The sequence below is a fragment of the Streptomyces sp. GS7 genome (assembly GCF_009834125.1).
In the GTDB taxonomy this organism is placed as follows: Bacteria; Actinomycetota; Actinomycetes; order Streptomycetales; family Streptomycetaceae; genus Streptomyces.
This window is the reverse complement of the sequence record NZ_CP047146.1, coordinates 4,743,671-4,766,285: the sequence shown is the minus strand read 5'-3', so window position 1 is coordinate 4,766,285 and position 22,615 is coordinate 4,743,671. Positions and strand designations below refer to the sequence as shown.

Annotated in this window: 25 protein-coding genes; 13 read left to right on the top strand and 12 right to left on the bottom strand. The window is 69.1% G+C overall.

The annotated features are described in order from the left end of the window. Positions 1-174: 174 nt before the first annotated feature. The gene (locus GR130_RS21230; RefSeq protein ID WP_159506162.1) at positions 175-1,428 is read left to right on the top strand and encodes an MFS transporter; all 1,254 of its coding nucleotides are present in this window, start codon (positions 175-177) and stop codon (positions 1,426-1,428) included. A gap of 977 nt (positions 1,429-2,405) precedes the next feature. Here GR130_RS21230 and GR130_RS21225 read toward each other — a convergent pair. Then, positions 2,406-3,050, bottom strand: a complete 645-nt coding sequence (locus GR130_RS21225; protein ID WP_159506161.1) for a TetR/AcrR family transcriptional regulator — start codon at positions 3,048-3,050, stop codon at positions 2,406-2,408. A 71-nt stretch (positions 3,051-3,121) separates the two neighbouring features. On the opposite strand from GR130_RS21225, the gene GR130_RS21220 reads away from it, so the two are divergent. The 7 genes from GR130_RS21220 to GR130_RS21195 all read left to right on the top strand — a co-directional run bounded on the left by GR130_RS21220 (position 3,122) and on the right by GR130_RS21195 (position 6,738). Further along, positions 3,122-3,358: a hypothetical protein gene (locus GR130_RS21220; protein ID WP_201304960.1), complete on the top strand. Its 237-nt coding sequence runs from the start codon at positions 3,122-3,124 to the stop codon at positions 3,356-3,358. Positions 3,359-3,369: 11 nt separating this feature from the next. Continuing rightward, a complete protein-coding gene (locus GR130_RS39950) occupies positions 3,370-3,513 on the top strand; it encodes a hypothetical protein (RefSeq protein WP_201305278.1) in 144 nt (47 codons plus the stop codon). Between the two features lie 607 nt (positions 3,514-4,120). Next, positions 4,121-4,435 (top strand): YciI family protein, encoded by a 315-nt coding sequence (locus GR130_RS21215; RefSeq protein WP_159506159.1) that lies wholly within the window; start codon positions 4,121-4,123, stop codon positions 4,433-4,435. Between the two features lie 206 nt (positions 4,436-4,641). After that, positions 4,642-5,265: a TetR/AcrR family transcriptional regulator gene (locus tag GR130_RS21210; protein WP_159506158.1), complete on the top strand. Its 624-nt coding sequence runs from the start codon at positions 4,642-4,644 to the stop codon at positions 5,263-5,265. Further along, positions 5,262-5,525: a hypothetical protein gene (locus tag GR130_RS21205; protein WP_159506157.1), complete on the top strand. Its 264-nt coding sequence runs from the start codon at positions 5,262-5,264 to the stop codon at positions 5,523-5,525. Before GR130_RS21210 ends, GR130_RS21205 begins: the two co-directional genes overlap by 4 nt. Beyond that, positions 5,522-6,013, top strand: coding sequence for a MaoC family dehydratase (locus tag GR130_RS21200; RefSeq protein ID WP_159506156.1), 492 nt, complete (start codon positions 5,522-5,524; stop codon positions 6,011-6,013). Before GR130_RS21205 ends, GR130_RS21200 begins: the two co-directional genes overlap by 4 nt. Then, positions 6,010-6,738 carry a sulfite exporter TauE/SafE family protein gene (locus tag GR130_RS21195; protein WP_159506155.1) on the top strand — a complete coding sequence of 243 codons (729 nt, stop codon included), beginning with the start codon at positions 6,010-6,012 and terminating at the stop codon, positions 6,736-6,738. Before GR130_RS21200 ends, GR130_RS21195 begins: the two co-directional genes overlap by 4 nt. A gap of 72 nt (positions 6,739-6,810) precedes the next feature. Here the strand turns inward: GR130_RS21195 and GR130_RS21190 are convergent, their stop codons facing one another. Further along, a complete protein-coding gene (locus GR130_RS21190; protein WP_159506154.1) occupies positions 6,811-7,413 on the bottom strand; it encodes an O-methyltransferase in 603 nt (200 codons plus the stop codon). Between the two features lie 176 nt (positions 7,414-7,589). On the opposite strand from GR130_RS21190, the gene GR130_RS21185 reads away from it, so the two are divergent. Beyond that, positions 7,590-8,288 carry a TetR/AcrR family transcriptional regulator gene (locus GR130_RS21185; RefSeq protein ID WP_159506153.1) on the top strand — a complete coding sequence of 233 codons (699 nt, stop codon included), beginning with the start codon at positions 7,590-7,592 and terminating at the stop codon, positions 8,286-8,288. 308 nt (positions 8,289-8,596) lie between these two features. Here GR130_RS21185 and GR130_RS21180 read toward each other — a convergent pair whose 3' ends face one another. From GR130_RS21180 to GR130_RS21155, 6 genes are all read right to left on the bottom strand, one after another. Beyond that, positions 8,597-9,103 (bottom strand): DUF302 domain-containing protein, encoded by a 507-nt coding sequence (locus GR130_RS21180; protein ID WP_159506152.1) that lies wholly within the window; start codon positions 9,101-9,103, stop codon positions 8,597-8,599. After that, complete coding sequence (locus tag GR130_RS21175; RefSeq protein WP_159506151.1) at positions 9,100-9,858, bottom strand: hypothetical protein; 759 nt, start codon at positions 9,856-9,858, stop codon at positions 9,100-9,102. The genes GR130_RS21180 and GR130_RS21175 overlap by 4 nt, the downstream gene beginning before the upstream one ends. A gap of 34 nt (positions 9,859-9,892) precedes the next feature. Next, complete coding sequence (locus tag GR130_RS21170; protein ID WP_443043641.1) at positions 9,893-10,030, bottom strand: hypothetical protein; 138 nt, start codon at positions 10,028-10,030, stop codon at positions 9,893-9,895. A gap of 79 nt (positions 10,031-10,109) precedes the next feature. Then, on the bottom strand, positions 10,110-10,544 hold the full coding sequence (locus GR130_RS21165) for a hypothetical protein (RefSeq protein ID WP_236573307.1): 435 nt from the start codon (positions 10,542-10,544) through the stop codon (positions 10,110-10,112). Positions 10,545-10,559: 15 nt separating this feature from the next. Then, positions 10,560-11,489 (bottom strand): NAD(P)H-binding protein, encoded by a 930-nt coding sequence (locus GR130_RS21160; protein ID WP_159506150.1) that lies wholly within the window; start codon positions 11,487-11,489, stop codon positions 10,560-10,562. Between the two features lie 445 nt (positions 11,490-11,934). Then, positions 11,935-12,498 carry a histidine phosphatase family protein gene (locus GR130_RS21155; RefSeq protein WP_159506149.1) on the bottom strand — a complete coding sequence of 188 codons (564 nt, stop codon included), beginning with the start codon at positions 12,496-12,498 and terminating at the stop codon, positions 11,935-11,937. Positions 12,499-12,726: 228 nt separating this feature from the next. Here GR130_RS21155 and GR130_RS39945 point away from each other — a divergent pair, with 228 nt between their 5' ends. After that, positions 12,727-13,194 carry an AsnC family transcriptional regulator gene (locus GR130_RS39945; RefSeq protein WP_201304959.1) on the top strand — a complete coding sequence of 156 codons (468 nt, stop codon included), beginning with the start codon at positions 12,727-12,729 and terminating at the stop codon, positions 13,192-13,194. A gap of 281 nt (positions 13,195-13,475) precedes the next feature. Continuing rightward, positions 13,476-14,591 (top strand): LPXTG cell wall anchor domain-containing protein, encoded by a 1,116-nt coding sequence (locus GR130_RS39940; RefSeq protein WP_201304958.1) that lies wholly within the window; start codon positions 13,476-13,478, stop codon positions 14,589-14,591. Positions 14,592-15,078: 487 nt separating this feature from the next. On the opposite strand, the gene GR130_RS21145 is transcribed toward GR130_RS39940, so the two are convergent. Both GR130_RS21145 and GR130_RS21140 read right to left on the bottom strand, forming a co-directional pair. Beyond that, the gene (locus tag GR130_RS21145; protein WP_159506148.1) at positions 15,079-15,735 is read right to left on the bottom strand and encodes a hypothetical protein; all 657 of its coding nucleotides are present in this window, start codon (positions 15,733-15,735) and stop codon (positions 15,079-15,081) included. A 1,639-nt stretch (positions 15,736-17,374) separates the two neighbouring features. Beyond that, complete coding sequence (locus GR130_RS21140) at positions 17,375-17,869, bottom strand: DUF1269 domain-containing protein (protein WP_159506147.1); 495 nt, start codon at positions 17,867-17,869, stop codon at positions 17,375-17,377. A 412-nt stretch (positions 17,870-18,281) separates the two neighbouring features. Here GR130_RS21140 and GR130_RS21135 point away from each other — a divergent pair, with 412 nt between their 5' ends. Continuing rightward, positions 18,282-19,694 (top strand): DEAD/DEAH box helicase, encoded by a 1,413-nt coding sequence (locus GR130_RS21135; RefSeq protein ID WP_159506146.1) that lies wholly within the window; start codon positions 18,282-18,284, stop codon positions 19,692-19,694. Positions 19,695-19,878: 184 nt separating this feature from the next. Here GR130_RS21135 and GR130_RS21130 read toward each other — a convergent pair whose 3' ends face one another. Beyond that, positions 19,879-20,376 carry an Lrp/AsnC family transcriptional regulator gene (locus GR130_RS21130; protein ID WP_159506145.1) on the bottom strand — a complete coding sequence of 166 codons (498 nt, stop codon included), beginning with the start codon at positions 20,374-20,376 and terminating at the stop codon, positions 19,879-19,881. Between the two features lie 99 nt (positions 20,377-20,475). Between GR130_RS21130 and GR130_RS21125 the strand changes: the two genes are divergently transcribed. Then, positions 20,476-21,687, top strand: coding sequence for a trans-sulfuration enzyme family protein (locus GR130_RS21125; RefSeq protein WP_159506144.1), 1,212 nt, complete (start codon positions 20,476-20,478; stop codon positions 21,685-21,687). 628 nt (positions 21,688-22,315) lie between these two features. On the opposite strand, the gene GR130_RS21120 is transcribed toward GR130_RS21125, so the two are convergent. Beyond that, entirely contained in the window at positions 22,316-22,564 is a 249-nt protein-coding gene (locus tag GR130_RS21120; protein WP_236573301.1) for a hypothetical protein, read from the bottom strand. Between the last annotated feature and the right edge of the window lie 51 nt (positions 22,565-22,615).

Here is a 22,615-nt window from a genome sequence, read left to right as displayed (position 1 = left end):
CCGCACGGCCTGCCGGAGATGGATCCCGGGCCACGTCCTGTCGTGGCAGGCCACGCCATTCGGGTGTGAAACGGAGAAATGCTGCGTGGCGTGCCCTTCGTTCGTCCGGCGTGAGCGACAGTCCGGTCCGGAGTCGGGAATCCTCGTCCGGCTGCGTTCCGGGTGGGAGAGCACGTGGGATACCTGTTGCTGTTGCGGCGACGGCCTGTCGCGGTGCTGTGGGCGGCCCGCAGCCTGTCCGTACTCGGTGACCGGGTCTACACCATGGCGCTGATGTGGAGCGTGTACACGAGCACCGGCTCGGCTTCGGCCATGGGCCTGATCGCGGTCGCCGAGTCGGGTCCCTACGCCGTCCTCGGGTTCCTCGGCCCGCGTCTGCTGGCACGGTTCTCCTCGTACCGCGCCCTGGCCTGGGTGGACGCGGCGCGGGCGCTCGTCGCGGTGACCCTGCCGTACCTGTGGTCGCCCGACCAACGCGGCCTGGTCGTCCTGCTCGCTGGGGTGCTGCTCCTGGGCGTGCTGGGCGCTCTCTTCGATCCCAATCTGGCCGCACTGGTGCCCGGTCTCGTCGAGCCCGAGCGCGTCCAACAGGTGACCGGACTCTTCGACCTGACCGCCCGCATTGCCCACATCGCGGGCCGGGCCAGCGGCGGCCTGTTGCTTCTGGCCCTCCCCAAAATGCAGCTCTTCACGATCGACGGCATGACCTTCGCGGTCTCGGCCGCCGCACTGGGAGCGCTGTCCCGCCACCGCACCCGACCGGCCCCCGCCGCGGTAGGGCAACGACGCTGCGGCACATCGAAGCCAGCCCGCGCATGGCCTCTGGTGCAGGCGTGCCCTCAAGTCGGACTGGCGATCGCGGTACAGAGTTTGGTACCCCTGTGCGTTGCCGCAATGACGATCGGCCTTCCTGTACTTCTCGCCGCCCACAACCGTTCCGGACCCGCCGTCTACGGTGTGGTCACCGCAGCCGTCGGCGTCGGCACGCTGATCGGCAACCCCTTGGTCAGCAACCGGCGCCCGGCCAACTGGGCGATCCTCTGCTGCGGGGCATGGGCGGTGGACGGTGCGGCCACGGCATGCATGGGACTCTCCGGCCAGTTGACGCCGCTGGTGTCGCTGGCCGTGCTGACCGGAATCGCGGCCCCCACGGCGAGCGTGACCCTGCGCGCCTACATCGGCACCTTCCCGCCCAGTCAATGTCTGCGGCTCATGACGGTCGAGAACACCGTGGTGCGAGTGGGCAGTTCAGCCGGGATACTGCTCCTCCCGTTCCTCGTCGACGCCTCACCCCAGGGCGCCTTCCTCGCGGCGGGAGGAGCAGTCGCGGTGGCCGCCACCGGCTCGCTGCTGGCGTCCGCTCACATCCCGCACTCGGGCACTGCCCCGACTTTCACCGAGCAAGTCGAGGCCATGGCCACGGAGTAACGCCAGGAAGAGCGAAGCGAACGAACTGCCTGGAGATCCTCCGGGCTTTGGCTTGGCTTTTATGTTGCGCGATTGTTCGTGACGCCCTCGGCGATGGCTGGTTTGCCGTGTTTCCCGACGGGGTGTTCGCGCGCACGGTGTCTGTTCTTCGAGCCTGTTGGTCGGCCGGGACCTGCCGTGCCGGTTTTCGGTGCGCTGGTCAGCCGACCTTCGGGGTGGTCGGCCCAGGCCGAGCGCCGGACCAGCAGCGGGTGCAGCCGGTCCCAGGCAGCGGCTTCGGCCCGTCCGTAGTGCGTGGGTCGGTCACCGTGGCGACGGCCGGCGCGGGCCAGATAGTGGGATCCTCGAACGTGAACTCCGGCCCGCGCTTGGGCTTGCGCCCTCGCTTGCCTGCCGGCTGCGGCGGGGCGGGAAGTGCCGGACCCGCCCGCTCTGCGCAGGTGTAGAGCGCACTGGGGGCTGTTCGCGGTGATGGCGCTCGGCGTTTTCTGTGGTGCAGTAGTGGTCGCCGTGGTCGCTTCGACCGTCTGGCGCCTGCCTCATCGGGGGTGGGAGGCGGGCCGGGCTGTAGATTTCGCCGCACCGCGGGGGTGCGGCGATGCATCAGATTCCGCCTGTGGCCGGCGTCATCGCCATGTCGCGCCAGATCCCATCCGGGCCTCATTCAGGTGATTCCTCAAAGGCGATCAGGGGGACCGCTACGCTCTGGGCATCGCCACCGACCAGCCCGCATTGCGCACCGGGGAACGAGAACCTTCCCTGGCCACCCTGCTGATATCCCGGTTCTCGATCGGACCGGCCGTCATGGACACCGACTTGCGCTACGTGGCGATCAGCCGGCGTTGGTGCGGATAAACCGGGGCCCGGAGGCGCCGAGTGCCCACTCAACTCACCGGTAGATCCTGGTAGTTGCTCAACCTGATTCCTGAAGAGCGCACCTGGCGGGAGCACACGGCAACACGGCTGAGGTAATGGGGTCAGTGCGCTGAACCTGGAGTCGCTGCAGGCAGCGATAGATCGCCCAGGTGCGCGACCAGCACGTCGACGCACACCCGCGGGGCGAGGATCTCGGGGTGGAGGACGGCGCGGAGGCTGAGTCCGTCCAGCAGTGCCGCCAGCCGCTCGGCCTCGATGTCGAGATCGAGGTCATGGCGCAGGGTGCCTGATTCGTCAAGCCGGGTGAGCACGCGGCGCATCAACCTTCTTGTGCCTTCGGCCGCTTGGCGCGACAGATCGGCGAAGGCCGGGTCGGTGCGGGCAGCCGTGTTGAAGTCGAGGAAGACGGTGACCTCCGCACGGCGGCGTTCGTCGAGGGGGAGAAACTCGGCCAGGAGCCCGGCTGTGAGCCGGAGTTGTTTCGGGCGGGGATATCGGCCCAGGTCTCCGATCTGCTCTACGTGTTCGAGTAGTCGAGCGCTGACCTGGCCAAGCATCGACTGCATCGCAAAATGCATCAGGTCCTGCTGACTGGCGAAGTAGTGGCGCAGGGAGCCGATGTTGAGGTCCGCCTCGGCGGCGACGGCTCGCAGCGAGGTGCGCTGCAGGCCCTCACGGACGACGACTCGGAACAACGCGTCAACGACGAGGCGGCGACGCGCGTCCGGATCCACATGCTTTGGCATGAAGCCTTTCTATCACGCCTGTGATACAACGGATTTATCACACGCGTGATAGAATAGATGGAGGCTTGATCGTGGAGCAGTACCTCAATTTCATGCTCATCAGGTTCGGCCTGATAGCGGGCGGTGTCGTGGTGCTGGCGCCGCTGGTCTTCGCCATCGCCCTGGCCTTCAAGCGCAGGGGCAGGCTCGACGAGGTACGCCGGTATGCGGACCCCGTGGTGAAGGCTGGGCTGCGCGCCGCCGCCCGACGGCTGGGCGATGGGCGGAGCCGGACGTCCCGATCACGGCGGCAGGATGACTGGCGATGACAGGACTCGGAATGGAGTCGTCCGAGCTCCTTTACCACCTGCTGCTGGACCGCGTGATCAAGGTCGTCATCGTGGTCGCGGCTCTGAGCATCCTGGGGCTCGGAATGACGGTGATCTGGCGAAGGGCTGGGCGTACAAAGGATCGGCACGACTGAGCCCGAGCCACTCCCTCCGCTCCCGCCCTGCCCGCTCCTGCGAGGTGAGGCTCCGTCGGGATACCGCAACAGCCCGGTGGGGGGCTGCAGGGTTCGGCCATCGCGGTCGCCATCTCCCCGAACCTGCCCGCGCACGTCCAGGCGGTCGCCTTCCACGCGGAGCCCGGGGAGCTGGACCTGTGCCCGGACTAGCCCGCGTACGGCACCCAGCTCTCATCCCGCTGATGCGCTGAAGGCCGTGCTTGCCACCCGGTCTCGTTTCTGCGCTGTTCAACGGATTGCGATCCAAGAACCGCCCGAAACAACCGTGTTGTGTCTGCCGGGGGCAGCACTCTCGCAGGGCCTGACGGATCCGGGAGGGTGCTCTGGGAGAGGCGGCGGGTGGGTGATGGCGGCTACCTGCGAGGCAGGCTGCGTGAATGATCCGGAGGGCATCGGTTCTCGCGCTGCCCGTCGTCGGGTCCTGTCTCGCAACCTGGCCGCACGTCAATGGGCGCATTCGGAAGCGGGGTTGGCCCGGATCGTAGACAATGTCTACTAGTGTGTTGTGTCAGTGTCGATCGCCGGGTGTGGTCGGCGGCGGCGGAACCATCCACGGAGGAGTGGGATGCGCTACCTGGTCATCGCATACGACCGCCCGGGCGCAGAGGGACGTCGACGTCGCGCCCGTGCCCGGGAACGGCATCTGGCCCAGGCGGCGTCGATGAAGCAGGTCAAAGCCGTCTTCGGTACTGCGATCCTGGGCGATGAGGGCGAGATGATCGGTTCGATGCTGGTCATGGCCGCGGACTCCCGCGAGGATCTGGACGCATGGCTGCGCGTGGAGCCGTACGTGATCGATGATGTCTGGCGCGAAGTACGAGTCCATCCATGCCAGGTGGGGCTGTCTTTCCTGGCGACTGGCTGCCGAACGCTCAAGTAACCGGCTCGGACTGCATCGCCGGCCCGGCAATCCGCCCGCGGCATCATGCCGGCCGCCAGCATGAGAAGCCCTGACGCCGAGCCGAGCAACTGATCAGAGTGGACGGAGCTGTCCCGCGCTCGGCATGTCGCCATGGCCCGATCCTCGTCTGCAAGCCGCCTCCTGAGGCATAGACGGCGTCTACGGCCCTCTGATAGACACTGTCTATGGACGTCGAGGGGGCTTTGCGGGAGCGGCTGGTGGATGCCGGCGTGGAGCTGGTGCTGTCCGAGGGCGCCGCTTCGGCCGGTCTGCGGGAGATCGCCCGGCGTGCGGGTGTGTCGCACGGCGCACCCCGGCGCTACTTTCCGACGCACCGGGCGCTACTGTCGGCCATTGCCCGCCGGGGCTTCGAGGAGCTGGGCGTGGGGTCCGCCGCAGCCATCGCCGAAACAGCCGCGCTGCGGGAGGAGTTGGCGGCGCCGGCGCGGGTGTATGTCGCCTATGCGTTGGAACGGCGCGGCATGTTCGAGTTGATGTTCCGTCACGACCTCCTCGACAGCGGGCCGCGGCAGGGGGCTGCGGACGGGCCTCGGCTGCGCGAGGCGATGCTCCCGATGTTTGCGCGCATCGTCGAGCTCGTCGTCCGGTGCCGGGGGGAGGCGATGGAGCCTTCCGCGGCCGTCACCGCGGCGGCCCTGTGGTCGAATCTGCATGGCATCGCCCAACTGTGGTCCTGGGCCAGTCTGCAACTCGCCCTCGGCGGCAGCCCCGGCGGCGACGGTCCGGACGGTCCCGGCCGGCTTGTCGAAGCGGCTCTGAAGGCTCATCTCGGCCCAGCAGTCGCATGACCGGGCGGTTGCGGCGCGGCGTCCCGCTGCTGTTCAGCTGGACGGTCGCCGGCGACGCCTTACCCGCGTGCGCCGGAGCCGTCGGCGGCGTCGAGCAGACGGCGACGAACATCGGCCCCACCCTCGGCATCGCCGTCGCCACCAGCGCAGGCGCCGCCGCCTGCAGGGGAACCACGTCATGGTTTCTGGCCGCCGTCGCGGTCCTCGGCCCGCTCCCCGCAGCACTACTGCCCAGCAATCAGAAGAACAAGGGAATATGAACGACCATCAGAGGACGGACGGATTCACCGCTCCCATCGACGACCGGTACTTCGAGGACTACACGGCGGGCGCGGTGTACGAGCTCGGCACCGCCGCGGTCACCGAGGAGGAGATCATCGGCTTCGCCTCCCAGTACGACCCCCAGTCCTTCCACGTCGATCCCGTCGCGGCAAGGCAGGGGCCGTTCGGCGGGCTGGTCGCCAGTGGGTGGCACACAGTCGCCCTCATGATGCAGCTGTTCGCACGGCACTACCTGTCCGCGGTCGCCAGTCTCGGCAGCCCCGGCGTGGACGAACTGCGCTGGCTCAAGCCCGTGCGCCCCGGCGACCGGCTCCGCCTGCGCCTGCACACCCTCGACACCCGGCTCTCGCGCTCCGACCCGCGGCGCGGCATCGTACGCACGCTCGCCGAACTCATCGACCAGAACGGCGAGCCGGTGCTGCGTGTGACCGTCGTGAACCTGCTGCGCACCCGCGGCAGCGCATGACCAGCGGGACGTCGCAGCTGCTCCTCGGGGGTGTCGTCATGGTGGGCGCCTGCGTGCAGTGGCTGACCGGGATGGGCTTCGCACTCGTAGCCGTGCCCGCGCTCGTGCTGCTGCTCGGTCCGTTCCAGGGCGTCGCCCTGGCCAACTGCGCGGCCGGGGCCATCAGCGCCGTCGGGCTCGTCGGCGGCTGGCGGCGGGTGCGACTCACGGCGATGGTGCCGCTGGTCGTCGCGTCCGCGTGCGCCGTCCCGGCCGGGACATGGGTGGCCGCCCAACTGCCGCGCCCCGTCCTGCTCGTCGGGATGGGCCTCCTGGTCACCCTCGCAGTGCTACTGGTGATGCGCGGCCTGCGGGTGTCCGCCCTGACCGGTCCCAAAGGGGCCGTGGCCGCGGGCGCGGCGGGCGGGTTCATGAACGCCTCCGCCGGACTGGGCGGTCCGCCGCTCTCCCTCTATGCGATGAACGCCGACTGGACCGTCCATGAGTTCGTGCCGAACGCGCAGTTCTACGGCATCGTCGTGAACGCCTTCTCCATTGCGGCCAACGGCGTCCCGCAGCTGGGCGCGGCGGGGTGGGCGGTAGCAGTCGCCGCGGCGGTGCTGGGCGCGGTCGTTGGCAAGGTGCTCGCCGCATGCGTCCCGGAAAGCCGGGCCCGGCAGCTCGTCCTGCTGCTCGCGCTGGCCGGCGGGCTGTCGACCCTGGCCAAGGGGGTGGGAGTGCTGTGATCCGAGACGCCGCTACGACCCGCCCCGCACAGCGGCGGCCGGCGGCCTCCCCCGCCATCCACCCGACGACTGTCAGAGCCGGCAGCTGATCTCCATGCCGTCCTCGACGGGGAAGGCGACGCTGCGGTAGCCGTTCGCCGGGTCGCGTACGTGGTCGAGGTACGGCCGCATGCTGGCGAAGGAGGTGTCGTCGGCCACGACGAGGGTACCGGGTGCCAGCCGCGGTTCCAGGAGCTTCAGCACGGGCAGGCAGAGGTCCTTCCAGCCGTCGAGGAGGACGAAACCGGCCGGGGCGTCGAGGTCGCCGAGGCGGTCCAGGGCGTCGCCCTCCAGCACGGTGATCAGGTTGTCCAGGCCGGTGTCGGCGAAGGTGCGGCGCGCGGCAGCGATCTTCTCCTTGCTGAGCTCCGTGGTGACGACCCGCCCGGCACCGTTGTCCCGTACCGCGGCCGCCAGATACAGCGTGGAGATCCCGTACGACATCCCGAACTCGACCACCGTGTCCGGGCGGACGGCGCGGACCAGGTTGTAGAGGAGCTCACCGCCCGCCGCCGAGATCGGCATGTAGATCTCCGCGGCGGCGTCGGCGTGTTCCTGGGGTGACATGGACGCCGACCCGGATCCCCAGTCGACCCGGGACGCGACGGCGTCGTCCTGCTCGGCCTGCTCGAACATCCTGCGGAGGGCGGCCTAGACCCGGGGGTCGGTGAGTGCGTCTGTGTGAGTCATGGGCGCTAGAGTAGACGCGACGTTGCGTCAGGTCTAGAGATTTCCTGGCGCACTCCAGAGGCGACCCTCCTCGGCGAACTCGGCGAACCTCCTCGGTGAACCTCCTTACGGAAAGAGGCGACATGACTTCCGGTGCGGGACGACGGCATCACGGCAACCGGCACGGCCGCAGCGAAGAGGCCCGGCTGGCCGTGCTGGAGGCGGCCGACGACCTGCTCGTCGAGAAGGGCTTCGCGGGCGTCACCATGGAGGGCATCGCCGCGCGGGCGGGGGTGGCCAAGCAGACCATCTATCGCTGGTGGAGCACGAAGACCGACGTCCTGGTGGACGCCTTTCTCCAGGACGCGGACGAGGACCTGACCCCGTCCGACTCCGGGGACCTCGCCGCCGATCTGCGGGCCTATCTGCGTCAACTGGCCCTGTTCCTCGGCGAGTCCGATCCGGGCGCCGTCTTCCGGGCCCTGCTCGCCCAGGCCGAGCACGACCCGGCGTTCGCCCAGGAGTTCCGCTCCCGCTGCCTGGACCCGCAGCGCCACCGCGACCGCCTGCTGCTGGAACGAGCCGTGGCCGGGGGCCGACTGCCCGCCGACCTCGACCTGGACGCCGAGACGGACCAGTTGGTGGGCCCGCTCTATTACCGCGCAGTGGTGTCGGCCGAACCGGTCGGCGAGGACTTCACCGACACCCTCGTCGAGGCGTTCCTGCTCCGGCACGTCGGCCAGGGCGGCCGTGCCGTACGGCACGAGGGTCCGGTTGGCCGTAGCGGGGCCCCGGATCCGACTCGAGCGCTCGCGAGAGACCGCTCCTCAGCGGCTCCCTGATGCCGTTTCACGGACAGCGTGCGCACGTGGGCGGATGAGGCGTTCCTGCGGAAGTTCCTGTTTCCTCCGACGGTTCTCGGCTGGGTTCTCGACGTTGCGGTGCAGTTGTGCACGCTGGGTTGGCCGGGCTTCGTGACGGACGAGGTGTTGCGCGGCAACGGGGTGTTCCGGGAGCAGACGCGTACGGATCGTCTGCGGCAGGTGGAGACGTGTCTGGGGTGGCTTTCGGCGGCGTCGCTGGAGCTGAAGGAGCGGGATGAGGCCGGGCCGCCGGCCGCGCCGTGCCGGTCGGCCGCCGCCACATGGAGTCACAGGTGGGGAGGTGCGTCGCCGCCGAGGAGGGTGATCAGCTGGGCGAGGAGGGTGTCGAGTTCGCGGCCGACGTCGGCGACGTGCGGGTTGCCGTAGCTGGCGAACAGCAGGCTGGGCTGGTCGACGGCGAGTTTGGTGTCGCCGTCGGGGTCGGCGTAGAGCAGGGTCCGCAGTGGTGCGTGCAGCATGACCGACGGGTCGTGGCGGAACATGCGTTCGGCGATGGTGTGGTTGCCCATCAGGTACTGCGTGGCCTTCCAGGTGGACGGTGAGCCGGCCATGACGGCGGTGATGTCGCTGCGGTAGTAGCGCATGAACCCGTGCGGGGCGTTGATCTCGGCGAGTTCGAGCGTGGCCCGCCAGGAGGCCATCTGGAAGAAGCGGTGGAGATCGATCTCCGGGACGAGGGCTTCGTAGTGCTCGCGCGCTGCATCGTAGGGACGGGGGAGTGTCACAACCAGCCGCCGGGCGGGGTGGTCGATGACGGCGGTGTCCGTGCTCATGGCCGTGCCTGTTCGTCGTCGGAGTGGACGATCTCGACATCGTGGATGTCGAGCGTGATGGAAGGGAGGTTGAGGTTGACGCTGTTGTCGGGGTTGCGGCGGAAGACTCGTCGGCGCGTCGCCACGAGCAGCCCGTCGAAGCTCTGGTGGCGGCTGGTGTAGTGGCCCACGAGGGTGCTGCCGTTGACTTCGGCGATGTAGTCCATGCGGCGTTGCATTCCGAGGGCGTCGAAGTAGAACACCTGGTCGGGGCTGTGCGTGGCGATCTCGGGTGGGAAGTGCACCTGCAGGCGTCGCCAGGTCTGCCCGGCTTCGCGCCACGGTTCGATCTCGTGGACCCGCACGTCGGGATGGGCGAAGAGGAACGGGGTGGTGAAGTAGTTCCAGCACGCATAGCCCAGGAAGTAGCCGAGGTGGAGAGCGTCCCAGGTGCTGTTGCGCAGCATTCCCTTGAAGCTGGCGCGTGCCGGGGCGAGGGTCTCGACCGGTTCGCCGTCGAGGGTCTGCATGGTGACGCTGTCGGCGGCGGCGTCGAAGACCATCCGCTGGTCGGGACGGGTGAACGGGCTGAAGACGATGTGCTCTCTGACCGTGTCGAGCGTCAGGATCTGGTGGAACGTCTTCTCTGGAGGCCAGCCCTTCGTCGCCCAGATCGGGCCACCGATGGAGATGTCGACTTTCAGGCCCCGCAGGGTGCCCCAGAGTGCTTGGCCGCCGGCGGTGGCGATTGCGAGATCGAGGAGTTCCTCACTCATGGCCGGGTGCTTTCCGTCGCGATGCGTCTGGCGGTCAGCGTGCCGGGAGCGGGAAGAGCGTGCAACCGCTGGCGGCGTGGGCCAGCAGCCGGGCGTCGGAATCGCGGAGCCCTGCCTGGGCGAGGGCGGTGCGGCGGCCGCTGTGGAGGACCGTGCCGACGGTGCGGGCCACGGCGGTTCGTGGACCTCCTCCGCATCGACATCCCCTGACGGTCACCGAACCGGTGGGCCCCCAGGCCTTCCGACGGCTGTCAGGGGCGGACAAGAACGAGGCCGACCCTGCCCTGCCGTACCGCGTGCTCCACGGCGTCGGCCAGCTCACCAAGGCCGTAGGTGGCGGCCACTTCGAACTGGTCCTTGAGCCCCAGCGCGATCTGCTTCGCGGTGGCACCATCGGATCCCCGCCTCTCGGCGGAGGCCTCGGACAGCCACCGGCCGATGTTCTTGCGCCGCAACGTCAGCGACCTGTTCAGCCGCGTCGACGCGTGCACCGAGATCGGCTCCTCCGCGATCAGCCCGTAACCGACCAGTCTCCCGCCCGGCGTCAACAGGTCCAGAAGGCTCTCCGCCGGCTTCCCGCCGATCGGGTCGATGGCCACGCTCACCGGGCGGCTGCCAGCTGCCTTGCGGACCTCGTCGGCCCAGCCCGGATGTGCCGTCAGCCCGTAACCGGCTGGACGACCCACGACGAGGACGCGGCTTCAGGCGCTGAACAGGCCGGGGTTCTGACGGACGTAGTCGGCCACCCCCGAAGGAGGTCGCCCGATGACCTGCTCGACCCCGTCCGCCATGCGGTCGTAGCGATCCTCCGCATGAAGGCGAGCCATGGTGGAGATGTGCTGGAAGACGTGGTCCGGCAGCCCCAACGGCCTGAGATCGTCGTCGATCCATTCCTGCAGGGGGACGTCGGTGTAGCCGACCGGTCGCCCCAGAGCTGCGGAAACCTCCGCCGCCACAGCGGCGATGTCCTCCGCGCGCGGGCCGGTCAGCTCATGGATCCTGCCGATGTGCGGGGCAGGATCGGCCAGGATCTCCGCCACGACCGCGGCGACGTCCCCGGCCGCCACAGGGGAGGTCTTCGCCCGGCCGAAGGGCAGCCTGATGCTGCCGTACTTCGCGATCGAGGAGAAGCCGACACGGAACAGCGGGTTCTCCAGGAACACGGTGGGCCTGACCTCGACGACGGGCAGGCCCGACCAGCCCAGGACCTGCTCCACCAGCCAATGCTGCCGCTGCTGAACCGACTCGGAGGTGCTGGTGAGGTCCATCTCGGAGACGGTCAACTGCGACATGTTCACGAACGCCTCCAGGCGCCCGTACGCGCGCGCGACGGCCACCGTCGTCACGGCAGCCTCCAGATACTGCGCCGACACGCTCATGCCGAAGTACATGCGTCCACAACCGGCCAGGGCTGCGGCGACGTCGCCCGCGCGCGTCAGATCGCCGACGACGACCTCGGCACCCGTCGCGCGCAGCGCCTCCGCCCGCTCGTCATCGCGACGCACCATGGCTCGGACGGGCAGGCCCCGTTGCCGAAGGCGTTCGACCACGGATCGTCCGACGGCACCGACGCTGCCCGCCGCCCCCGTCACCAGAATGGGCAAGACACGGGCCTCCGGGGTGCGATCCATAGGAGCATCGTGGGGGTGCACACCGCCGGGGCGCAACTGGGACCCGGCGAGCCGTCGGCGCCGCGACAACAGACAGGTGACCGGATACGGTCACGGTCGGCGCGACGGCCGCTCTCAGGGGAACCGCCGCACCACGATTGCATCGGCGGCACCGCCAACCGTCGCTCACGAAACAGCCCGCCGGGCGGAGGCCGTCCTGCGGAATCGGTGTTCCATGAGTTGTTGCAAACGACTCGATGCCTGAAACACCCCCATGAAACGCGAGTACATCCGCGTCCTGGTCCTGGTTGTGGGGTGCTGTGCCGTGATGCTGCTTGGCGGCGGTGGTGCCCGCGGCGGCGCGGGGTGGCCACGCTGGCCCCGGTCGCATCGCGGCAGTAGTTGCTGAGGGGTGAACTCGTCTTTTTGGAGCGGTTGTTCACAGTTGGGGCGTGGCGGGCGGGCTTTACAGGCTGAGGGTCCAGCGGGTCGCGCGCCCGGTGAGTGCGATGGTCGACAGGGGGTGTGGGTCGATGTTCCAGTACGTTGTCGGGGGTGCTTTGAGGGCGTAGACGACCGCGGCGCGTACGACCGCTGGTTCGGCGACCGCGACGATCTTGCCGCCGTCGTCGACGGGCCGGGTGTCGAGCCAGCGGCCCACGCGCGAGATGAAGGTGAGCAGGGATTCGCCGCCGTGCGGGGCCGAGCGCGGGTCGGCGAGCCAGGTGTCGACGGCGTCCGGTTCGCGGGCCGTGACCTCGGCGAGGGTGGACCCGCTCCAGCGGCCCATGTCGCAGTCGCGCAGCGCGGGCTGCGCCAGCGGCGTCAGGCCGAGCGCTTCGCCGGTGTCCCGGCTGCGCGGGGTCGGCGAGCAGTAGCGCAACTCCGCGGCCGCGAGCGGCCGCAGGGTGGGGGCGGCGCGTTGCACCTCGTACCAGCCGGCCTGGTCGAGCGGCCGGTCCTCGTGGAAACGCTCGGCCAACAGCGGGGCACTGCGCGCGGCCGTGAGAAGTATGAGCCGAACATGCATGCGGCGATCGTACGGGTCGTGCTCCTGCGTCGTGCACGCGAAAGGGGGCAGGGCGGGCGGGTTGCGCATGTGCTTCAGGGGAACGTGGGCACATTCGACCTGGACAACGGGCTGCATCCCAGCTCCACGCCACCGGCTCCGCACGGTGGCAGACCTCAGCGTGGTTGTCGGTATCGGTAGTCCTGCCTCCTGAGGTTGGTGGTCGACGGCTCGGTAGAAGGTAGATCCATGTTGGATGGCATGGAGCGCGGACTGCTCCAGACGCTGCAGATTGCTGGGCGGGTCGCGTTCTCGCTGGTCGGTGAGGTGTTGGGGGTGTCGGACCGGACGATCGCACGGCGGTATGCGCGGCTGCGGGCCGAGTCGGGGGTGCGGGTGTCGGGTGTGGTGTGGCCGGAGGCGGTCGGGCGGCAGTTGTGGCGGGTGCGGGTGCGGGTGCGGTGCGTGCCGGAGGCTGCGGTGGGCCCGTCCATGGACGGGCGGGTGGGGTTTCGTTCGCTCTCAGCGGCGACGGGCTGGTCGGAGGCGACGGTACGCCGTCGGCTGGCGGAACTGCGCGCGAGTGGGGTGGTGTACTTCGACGTTGATTTCGATCCGGTGTTGCTGGGCCTGCGGGCGTCGGCGGCGTTGTGGCTGAGCGTCGCACCGGGTGAGTCGGCTGCCGCGGGCAGGGCTCTGGCGGAGACCCGCAGGTGAGCTTCGCCGCAGCCACGACTGGGGTGTCCAACCTTTACGCGGGTGTGCACTGCGGCGGCAGTGCGGCGTTGTACGCGTACCTGACGGGGTCGGTGGCGGCGTTGCCTGGTTGGAGGGGCGCGGTTCGGCTTCGCGTGGAGCCGCGGACGCCGCCAGGAGAGTGTGTCGCGCCGTGCAAAGAATCTCAAAAACACAGTTCCCGGGCACAGACCGTCATCCAATGGTCAAACGCACGACCTACCGTGGGCCGCCGTCGTCAACTCACGGAGGCCCCACCACTCATGTACCTGTCTCGTCGTCGCACGCCCGCTCCCGGCCGCCGGGCCAAGTGGTCGGCCTCTCTCGCAGCCGGCGGCCTCGCTCTGACACTTCTCTCCGGTGTCGTCGCGGAGCCCGCCGCTGCCGCACCAGGTACCTCCCAGGCGGGCCCCGGCACGGCAACAGCGTCAGCCGGGCGATTCGTCGTCTACGACAACACCGCTTACCGCGACGTCGGCCTGGCCCGCTACGGCGCGATCCCGTCAAACGTCGTCTACGAGGGGTACGTTGCGGCCCTGAACGGGAGGAAGCGGCCCGGGACGGAGCTGGACCTGCCGCCCGAGGCCGCCTACAAAGACCTGGTCCGCAAGCATGCGAGCAAGCCGGGCCCCGTCGTCCTCGACTTCGAGTCCCTCTACCTCACCGGCACTCCCGACACGGCCCAACGGCGTCTGGAGAAGCTGGAGAAGTTCGCCCAGTGGGCGCACGAAGCCCTCCCCGGCAAGGTGATCGGCTTCTACGGCGTACTCGGCAACACCGCACCGCGGTACTACCCGCTCGCCCGGCAACTCGCCCGGTATGTGGGCGCGTTCTTCCCCACCCTGTACACGTTCGACGACAACCGCGCGGCCTGGCGGGCGAAGCTCGTCAAAGACCTTGAGGAGGCCAAGGCCGTCGACCCCGGCAAGCCCGTCTACCCCTACCTGTGGCCGCAGTACCACGACGGGACGCCCAAGAGCCCTCAGTTCCTGTCGGCCGGCCACTGGAGCTACGAGCTCGACACGGCGCGCCGGCTCGTCCCCGGGGTGGTGATCTGGAGCGGCGCGTGGCCCGTCACCGACAAGGGTTGGATCACCGCGACCGAGCGGTTCATGGCGACCATCGCCAAGTCGCCGACGGCAACCCCGTCGGCTCCCGGCGCCACGCCCACGCCACACGGCGCCCTCACGCAGGCAACCGGTGTCAGCCTGGTCGCCGACTCCACGGCGACGCCCGACACGGACGACGACGGCAGCCCCAGGGTGACCCGCCTTGCCTCCACGGGCGGTGCCGCCCTCCCGATCGTGCTGGTCGCAGGCGGGCTCCTACTGGCCGGAGCCGCGGTGTTCGCCACCACACGTCGCCGCCACCGCCACTGAGCGCTGTCCTTCGTCGATCGTGCTCGAAGGCCCGGATCGCCATCGCGCGAGCCGGGCCCCGGTGCCCGGGCCACCGCTCCGGGTCTCGGCGGACTTCAGGGAGTGCCTGAGGGCGGCCGTTGACGACCCGTTCTTCCCTCGCCGGGAGTTCCACACCCGCATGGGCACCGGCGCGCTGCCCACACACGGCTCAGCCCACTCCGGGCCGGCCCGACGAGGCATCGTCCTGGTCGTCACCGACCCGCAACGCTGGCACGGGTAGCCTGCCCGTGGCTCGTCCTCAAGCCCTGAAGGCTGGTGGCGCAGTCGGGCTCGTTCCGCCGGACCAGCTGCTGTTTCGCGGCATCTGCCGTGTGGGACGCAGGCGAAGCGAGCCCCGGACCGACCGGTCCAGGGCTCGCGTGTTGTGCGGGGCGGACGTTATCCACGCCGTCGGCATGCTCAACGCCGCGTTGTTGCGTCTTTCTGGCCGCGGGAAGTTGTAGGGCTAGAAGTTTTGTCCCTCGTGTTCGCTGGCCCATGCACCGCAGTAGCTGACGACGGTTCCGGCGACTGCGGGGCCTGCGGCTGCAGCCAGAACGCAGCCGAGGCCGTCTGATGCGACACAGGCCACGCCGACTGCGGCTTCGATCCCGACGATGGCCCAGGCTGGAACTCCCTGGGCTGACAGACACGAGTTGAACGAGTGCCACCAGTCCGGGCTGAGGATTCCCTTGGTGGAGACGCCCCCGGTGTTTTGGGACGTCTCGTCGTTTTGGGTCACGTCCCTGGTGAGGTCCGTCTTCCCGTTGAGCCAGGTCTGGACCGTTCCGACCCCTGGGCTTTTTTCCGTGAGGTGCACTTCTCGGTACCCGGCGATTGTGCCGTCCTGAATTGCTACGGTGATCGCACCGTAGCTGGCTGGGGGGCCTTCGGTCAGCGGAGCGGTGAAAATGTCCATCCCGTTACCCGAATGTACCGCCGCCGCGTCGTAGTTCACCGTCCACCCTAGGTCGAGGTGGGTGACTATCGAGCCGGACTCCATGGCTGCGACGACTAATTCCGTTGCGGGTTTGATTTTTCCCGGAGCTTCCGGGTGGTTTTTGATGAAGTCATCCACCCGGCTGGTCAGTTCGGGTAGTGCCCTTTGAGCCTCCGACTCCATGACTGAACCTCCTTCTTGTGGGTGCCAGCCCGAAAATCAGCAATAAGACGAGTGCCGCAATCCAGCAAAGTGCTGGATGGAATCGGGCGATGGTCGCCAGCAAAACAAGTCCGGATGACAGCGCGGGCAGAATCGCCCAGGCTATTCGCCAAGAAATCTTTGCCATGCGCCGCCCTTCCAGATGCTCACCGCTGATCGTTTCCATTTAAGCCTTCCATGTCGCGCTATCGACGGTACACGCCTGATCAAGCCAAACCTTGAACTCGGCTGCTAATTCCATATGCGATGGAAACTCGACCAGGTTCTGGAGGAAGTGTGAATTGGTCTCGCTTCTGGGAGGATGTGCACTGCGTATCAGCCGTAGAGGCGCACGCAAGTCCGATTTATCGAAACTCCCTTCGATGTCATCCCGGTTCAGTGGCGCTGCGCGCACCCGCCAGAACGCGCGGTACGACGCCAGTCATGAACGAGGCGGCCGCGACAGTTCCGACGACCGCCTTCAGTAATCCGCCGCACCTGATGTCGGCGGCGTCAGCTGAGCTGCCGCGTCTGGTGACAGGGGATCAGAGAACGGTCGGGCTGGCCCTCCTGGCCCGGATGGAATGCAGCGGCCGGCCTACGCCTCCGGTGCCGATCCAGGACTCGTGGGCGGGAGGGTGAGGGTGACTTCACCAGCGGAGGTCTTGAGGTTCGGCGTCTTCTCCCGGCGGCCGACAGACCTGTCGATCTTCTTGATCCTCGACCAAGTGAAGCCGGGGCGACGGTACTTGTTCCGCCGTTTCGGCCGCATGCGCTTGATGTCTTCCTTGGAAGCCGTGGCCATCCCCGGATGTGGGAACCGGGCCGAGCCACCTGTCATCTGTGGGCACGAGCCTCTCCTTGCGGTCTGCGTAGCGCGCATTCCCCTTGCCGGCGGGTGGCCGCGCCGGTCCACCCCCATGCTGCCAGCGCGCTCCTGCGCCCTGCAGAGGAAGGTTCTCGACAGCCTTCACCAACCCGCCGCACGCGCTACCGGCGCCGGATGAACTGCCGCCTCCGGTGAGCGCGGATCAGCGAGCGGTCGGGCTGGACCGTTCTTCCGCGACCGACTGGGCGTCCTACGCGAACTGACCGGGCTGTCACCGGCCACGGGTAGCCGGGCTCCTGCCACTGTCGGAGGCCGCCCTCGTCCTGGTTCTCCTCGCCGTCCTCGGGATCAGTTACCGCTGGTGGACTGAACGTGCCTGTGACCGCGAAGCAGCACGTCGCTGCGGCCGGGACGTCGCGGTCGCAGCCTGGAGCATGACCTTGCTGAAGCCCGCCAAGTTCTGCTTGTGCAGCGGATACTGCCCGCCATCCTCGAGCTACGCAGCCACCCCGCCCCGCTGGCACTACGCCTGTGGTGCGCGCGGCGTGCCCGGCCGTGAGCTGTGCCGGGCCGCCAACTGCCCGTTCGCTGACTGAAGTCGGCGCCGTGATCGGCGCGCTGGTCACCGAGCGAGCCTGGGAACTCCCGGCCGGCGGCGCGAGCCTGCGTGAGTGCTAAGCGGGCCGCTCCGTGCTGTGGCGCTCTGCTCGGTGGCGTCGGTGGCACCACTCAAGAGGCGGGGCTGTCGGTGGATTCTGCCATCGGCCAAAGCCCTGCAGAGCCGAGCCCGGCCTAATGCCGCTGTGCGATCGCCTCCTCCACTTCCTTGCGGATCTCCCTCGCGGGATAGCGCGCGGCCGTCCCGTAAGGGGCGAGCAGTCCGTCGGCGAGTGATGAATCGTCCTCCACCAGTTCGGCTACCAGCACGGTGCTTCCCGGCGGAACTTCCGCCGCCAGCATCTCCAGCGCCGCGTTGGCAGCGGTCGCCTCGCGCGCGTCATGGGCACCGCCGATCAGCCCGCCCGCGCCGAAGCCGATCATGACGCCGAGCGGGCCGCCAAGGATGCCCAGGAGCCCGCCGATCAGGCCGCCGACGGCGAAGGCCCGGGCGGTGCCGGTGGTGTCGACGGCGTCGGGGAAGTCGAGGACGCCGTCGGCGTCGCGCGCGACGACCGCTGCCTCGCGCAGTTTCACCTCGCCGTTGGCGTGCGCCTGCCGCAGCGCGTCGAGCGCCTGGTGGCCGGCCTGCGGGTCGTCGACGTTCAGGAAAAGGATGTTGTCGTTCATGATTTCCACTGTTGGGGCTCCCGGCCCTTGGCGCACCCCAGCGGGGCCTGTCATGCCGAGTGGGCCGGTGCGTTCAGCGGGCGGTGCGCGGGTACTGGCGTCGAGTGGCGACCAGCGCACGCCAGCGGGTGCGTGTCTGCTGCCCGCTGTCGAGCCATCGCACCACGGAGGAGTCGTTGTGAGCGGGAGTTCGGCCAGGCACGTCGAAGACGGCTCTCAGCCTGTGTGGCGTCACCGGCGTAGGCGGAGCGATCAGCACCACGGCGCCGGGCCGAAATGTCACTTTGTGTTAGCCTCAAATGTTTGGACGGCTGTGACGGCTGGCGACTCCGTCCGTGCGGTTCCCCGTGTTCGTCGGCTGCTCATTCCTGCCGGGCCTTCCTCGGTACGTTCCCTATGCGGAAGGCTCTTCATGAACCACCCGGACCGCCTCGGCACCTCGCACGGCGACCTCGCCCGGCCAGTGACCCTCACCCCAACGGTGTCCCCGGTCGCCTTCGCCGACATGGAACTGCCGGCCGAGGTTCTGCGAACGCTCACGGAGCTGGGCGTGCGCGAGCCTTTCCCGATCCAGGCAGCCACGCTGCCCAACGCCCTTGCGGGACGCGACGTCCTGGGGCGCGGGCGCACGGGATCGGGCAAGACACTCGCCTTCGGCCTGCCGTTGCTCGCACGGACGGCCGGGCGGCGCGCGGAGCCGAAGCAGCCCCTCGCCCTGATCCTGGTGCCTACCCGGGAGCTGGCCCAACAGGTGACCGAGGCGCTCGCGCCGTATGCCGACGCGCTCCGGCTGAGGATGGCCACGGTCGTCGGCGGCATGTCGATCGCCCGGCAGGTCGCTGTGCTGCGCGACGGGGCCGAGGTCGTTGTCGCCACGCCCGGCCGCCTGCACGACCTCATCGAGCGCAGGGCCTGCCGCCTGGGAAGGGTACGGATCACCGTCCTCGACGAGGCCGATCAGATGTGTGACATGGGCTTCCTGCCGCAAGTCACCGAGGTGCTCGACCAGGTGCACCACGAGGGCCAGCGGATGCTGTTCTCGGCCACCCTGGACCGCGACGTCGACCAGCTCGTCCGCCGCTACCTCCACGACCCGGTCGTCCACTCGGTCGACCCGTCCGCGGGCGCCGTCACGACGATGGATCACCATGTGCTGGTGGTCCACGGCCCCGACCGGTACGCCGTCACCACGGAGATCGCCGCCCGCGACGGCCGCGTACTGCTGTTCCTGGACACCAAGCACGCGGTCGACCAGCTCACCCGGCATCTGCGGGCCAGTGGAGTGCACGCCGCTGCCCTGCACAGTGGAAAGTCCCAGCCGCAGCGCACCCGGACCCTTGCACAGTTCAAGAACGGCCAGGTCACCGTCCTCGTGGCGACCAATGTCGCGGCCCGTGGTCTGCACGTCGACGACCTCGATCTCGTGGTGAACGTCGACCCGCCCACCGACCCCAAGGACTATGTGCACCGTGCGGGCCGCACCGCCCGGGCCGGTGATTCCGGCAGCGTCGTCACGCTGGTGCTGCCGGGCCAGCGCCGGGAGATGAGCCGGCTGATGGCCGGGGCAGGCATCGAGCCGACGATCACCAAGGTGCGCTCGGGCGAGGCGGAGCTGAGCCGGATCACCGGGGCCAAGGCCCCCTCAGGCATCCCGCTCGACGGCGGGCCCGCCGCACCCCGGCCCAAGAACTCCAACGCCCCCTTCCGCGGCCTGGGCACCAGCAAGGACGCCTCCCGCGGCACCGGTGGCAAGTCCCGCAAGGCCAGCGAGGCCCGCAAGCTCGCCGAGGCCCGCAAGGCGGCCCGGGTGCGGCGCGGCGACTAGAGCCACTGCCCTGATAGCCGCAGATTCCTGTTCACAGGCTTGAGAGCCTCCGGCCCGCGCGCCGCGGGCGACGGCCTCGTCTTCAGAGCAGGTCGGGACCTCGACGCGTCGCTTCCGTCGCTACGGCGCCTCGACAAGCGCGGCTCCGGGCAGTGAGCTGCGCAAACCTGTCGCCCGCGAGGATTCAGCGGTCCAGCACGCCGCGGCCGTCTCGAACCTCGAACACCAACTGGGTCTCCGTCTGCCGCACCATCGGGTGGACGGTCACGTGCTCCAGGATGAGGTCTCGTAGTTCTTCCGGGCTTGCCACGGCCACATGCAGAAGAAAGTCATCGATGCCACCGACGTGAAGAACCGTCAAGGCGCCCGGAACATCGACCAGTCTGTCGTACAGGGTGCCGACGTGCTCGCGGCTGTGGCTTCCCAGACGAACCCTGATGATTGCGTGAATGGGGTGGCCGAGTGCGCCGAGATCGAGCCGGGCGCTGACGCTCGTGATGACACCGGACTCCCGCAGGGCGCGTACTCGGTACGCGCAAGTCGACTCGGCGACGCCCACCCGGGCCGCGAGCGCGGCGTTGGTCATCCGGCCGTCCTCTACGAGCGCGGCGAGGATAGCCAGATCGGTTCCGTCGAGAGTCGCCGGAGTGGGTTGTGTTTTCTTCGGCTGCTGACTCGCCATGAACCCTCCTCTTGGTAAACCTGCGGCAATATTGGCTAATGCCTGTGGTTTCCACCATAACTATTGCATGCAATTGTGGATCGCTTCACTCTCTGGGCCATGAATTCGTCGTATCTGCAACTCGACTCCCTTGCCGTCCACGCCGGCCGTGAGGACCTGGCTGAACTCGGCGTCCACGCACCGCCCATCGACCTGTCGTCGACCAGTCCGCTCCCGAGCATCGAGGCCGGAGGCCTGTCCTACGAGGCCATGGCCGGCGGAGGGACGCCGAACGCCGAAGGCGGAGCCGTCTACGCACGGCTCTGGAATCCGACCGTGGCGCGATTCGAGTCGGCTCTCGCCCAGCTGGAGCACGCCGAGACCGCCGTGGCGTTCTCCTCGGGCATGGCTGCGATGACCGCGGCAATCCTGGCGACGATGAAGGAGACCGGCCGCCGCCACGTCCTGGCCGTCCGCCCCCTCTACGGAGGGACCGACCACCTGCTGGCCTCGGGCATCCTCGGGGCCGAGGTGACCTACTGCTCGGCGCCGGACGTTGCCGCCACCATCCGCCCCGACACGGCGATGATCGTGCTCGAGACGCCTGCCAACCCGACCCTCGAACTGGTCGACATCCGCGCCGTCGTCGAGGATGCCCGCGGCATCCCCGTCCTCGTCGACAACACCTTCGCGACGCCGATCCTGCAGAACCCCATCGACCTCGGTGCCGCGATGGTCCTGCACAGCGCGACCAAGTACCTCGGAGGGCACGGCGACGTCGTCGCCGGCGTCATCGCCTGCGGCCAGGAGCAGGCATCTGCGCTGCGCCGGGTCCGCGCCGTCACCGGCGGCCTGCTCCACCCCCTCGGTGCCTACCTCCTGCACCGAGGGCTCGCCACGCTTCCGGTTCGGGTACGTGCCCAGCAGGCGAACGCTCAGCGCATCGCCTCGTGGCTGAAGACCCACCCGAGCATCGCCCGCGTCTACTATCCCGGGATCGAGGGGGACCCACAGGGACTGCTCAGCCGGCAGATGAAGGGCACCGGGGCGATGATCTCCATCGATCTCCGCGGCGGGTACGAACAAGCCGAGCGCGTCGCCTCGGCGACCGGCCTGTTCACCCACGCGGTGTCCCTGGGCGGTGTCGACTCGCTGATCCAGCACCCCGCGGCGCTGACGCACCGGCCCGTCGCCCCCGAGGCCCGACCCGCCGCCAGCCTGGTCAGGCTCTCCGTCGGGCTCGAGGATCCCGAGGACCTGATAGCCGACCTCGATCTGGCCCTGGCCACGCACCACCCGATTCCCCTGTCTGCTGGCACGTCCCACGCGTAGACCCCCCGCCGTGCTTCCGGCCGAAGCACGGCGGGGACCGGGGCGCGCTCGTAGACGCCGCCGAGAAACCCGCCTCTGCCCAGGGACTGTCCACCCGCGCCTTCCTCGTCGAGGCCGGCCGCCCGTCGATGGTGACCGACCGGGGCGCCGCGCTCCTCGACATCGCCCCTCAGCCTCCGCGCCCGAACGAACGTCACCGGCCCGACCACGAACCGGCGGCCTGGCTGCCCGCCTCGCCCGGCAGGTAGGGAGACGTCCGTCTTCCAGCTGCTGGGCAGGATGTCCAGCAGGATCGGGAACAGCATCAGCGTGCCGACCAGCAGCGAGATCCCGCCCGCCACCGAGCGCATCAGCATGCCGAGCGCCGCGCCGAAGGCGGTGACCAGCGCGAGGTAGAGGTCCGCACCGAAGAGGCAGCGCAGCACCCCTTCCGCGCCGAGCCCCAGCGCGATCGGCTTGCCGGTGAGGAAGCTCATGCCGCCCAGGAACGACGCGAACGCGCCGATGGTGGCGACCACGAGCACCGCGCCGAAGCCGACCAGCGGCTTGGACCAGAGCACCGGCAGCCGCCTGGGAACCGTCGTCAGTGTCGACCGGATCATGCCGGTGGTGTACTCGCCGGCCGTGATCAGCACGCCGAGCACGCCGACACGCCGAGCACGCCGAGCGCCAGCTGGGCGAGCCCGCTGCTGCGAAGTGCCAGCGCGACCGCGTTCTTGGCGTCCGCGTCGGGGCCGTGCAGGTCGGCCGGGTTGTAGCGGTAGGCCGACATGACGCCGATGCCGACCAGGATCAGCAGCGAGATCCCCAGCGAGATCCCCAGCGTGATCCAAGTGGACCGCAGCGAGAGGAACTTGGCACCCTCAGCGCGCGGCACGCGCGGGAAGGCCACCTTGTAGCTCGGCCTCGCGGCCTCGGTCCGCGGCGT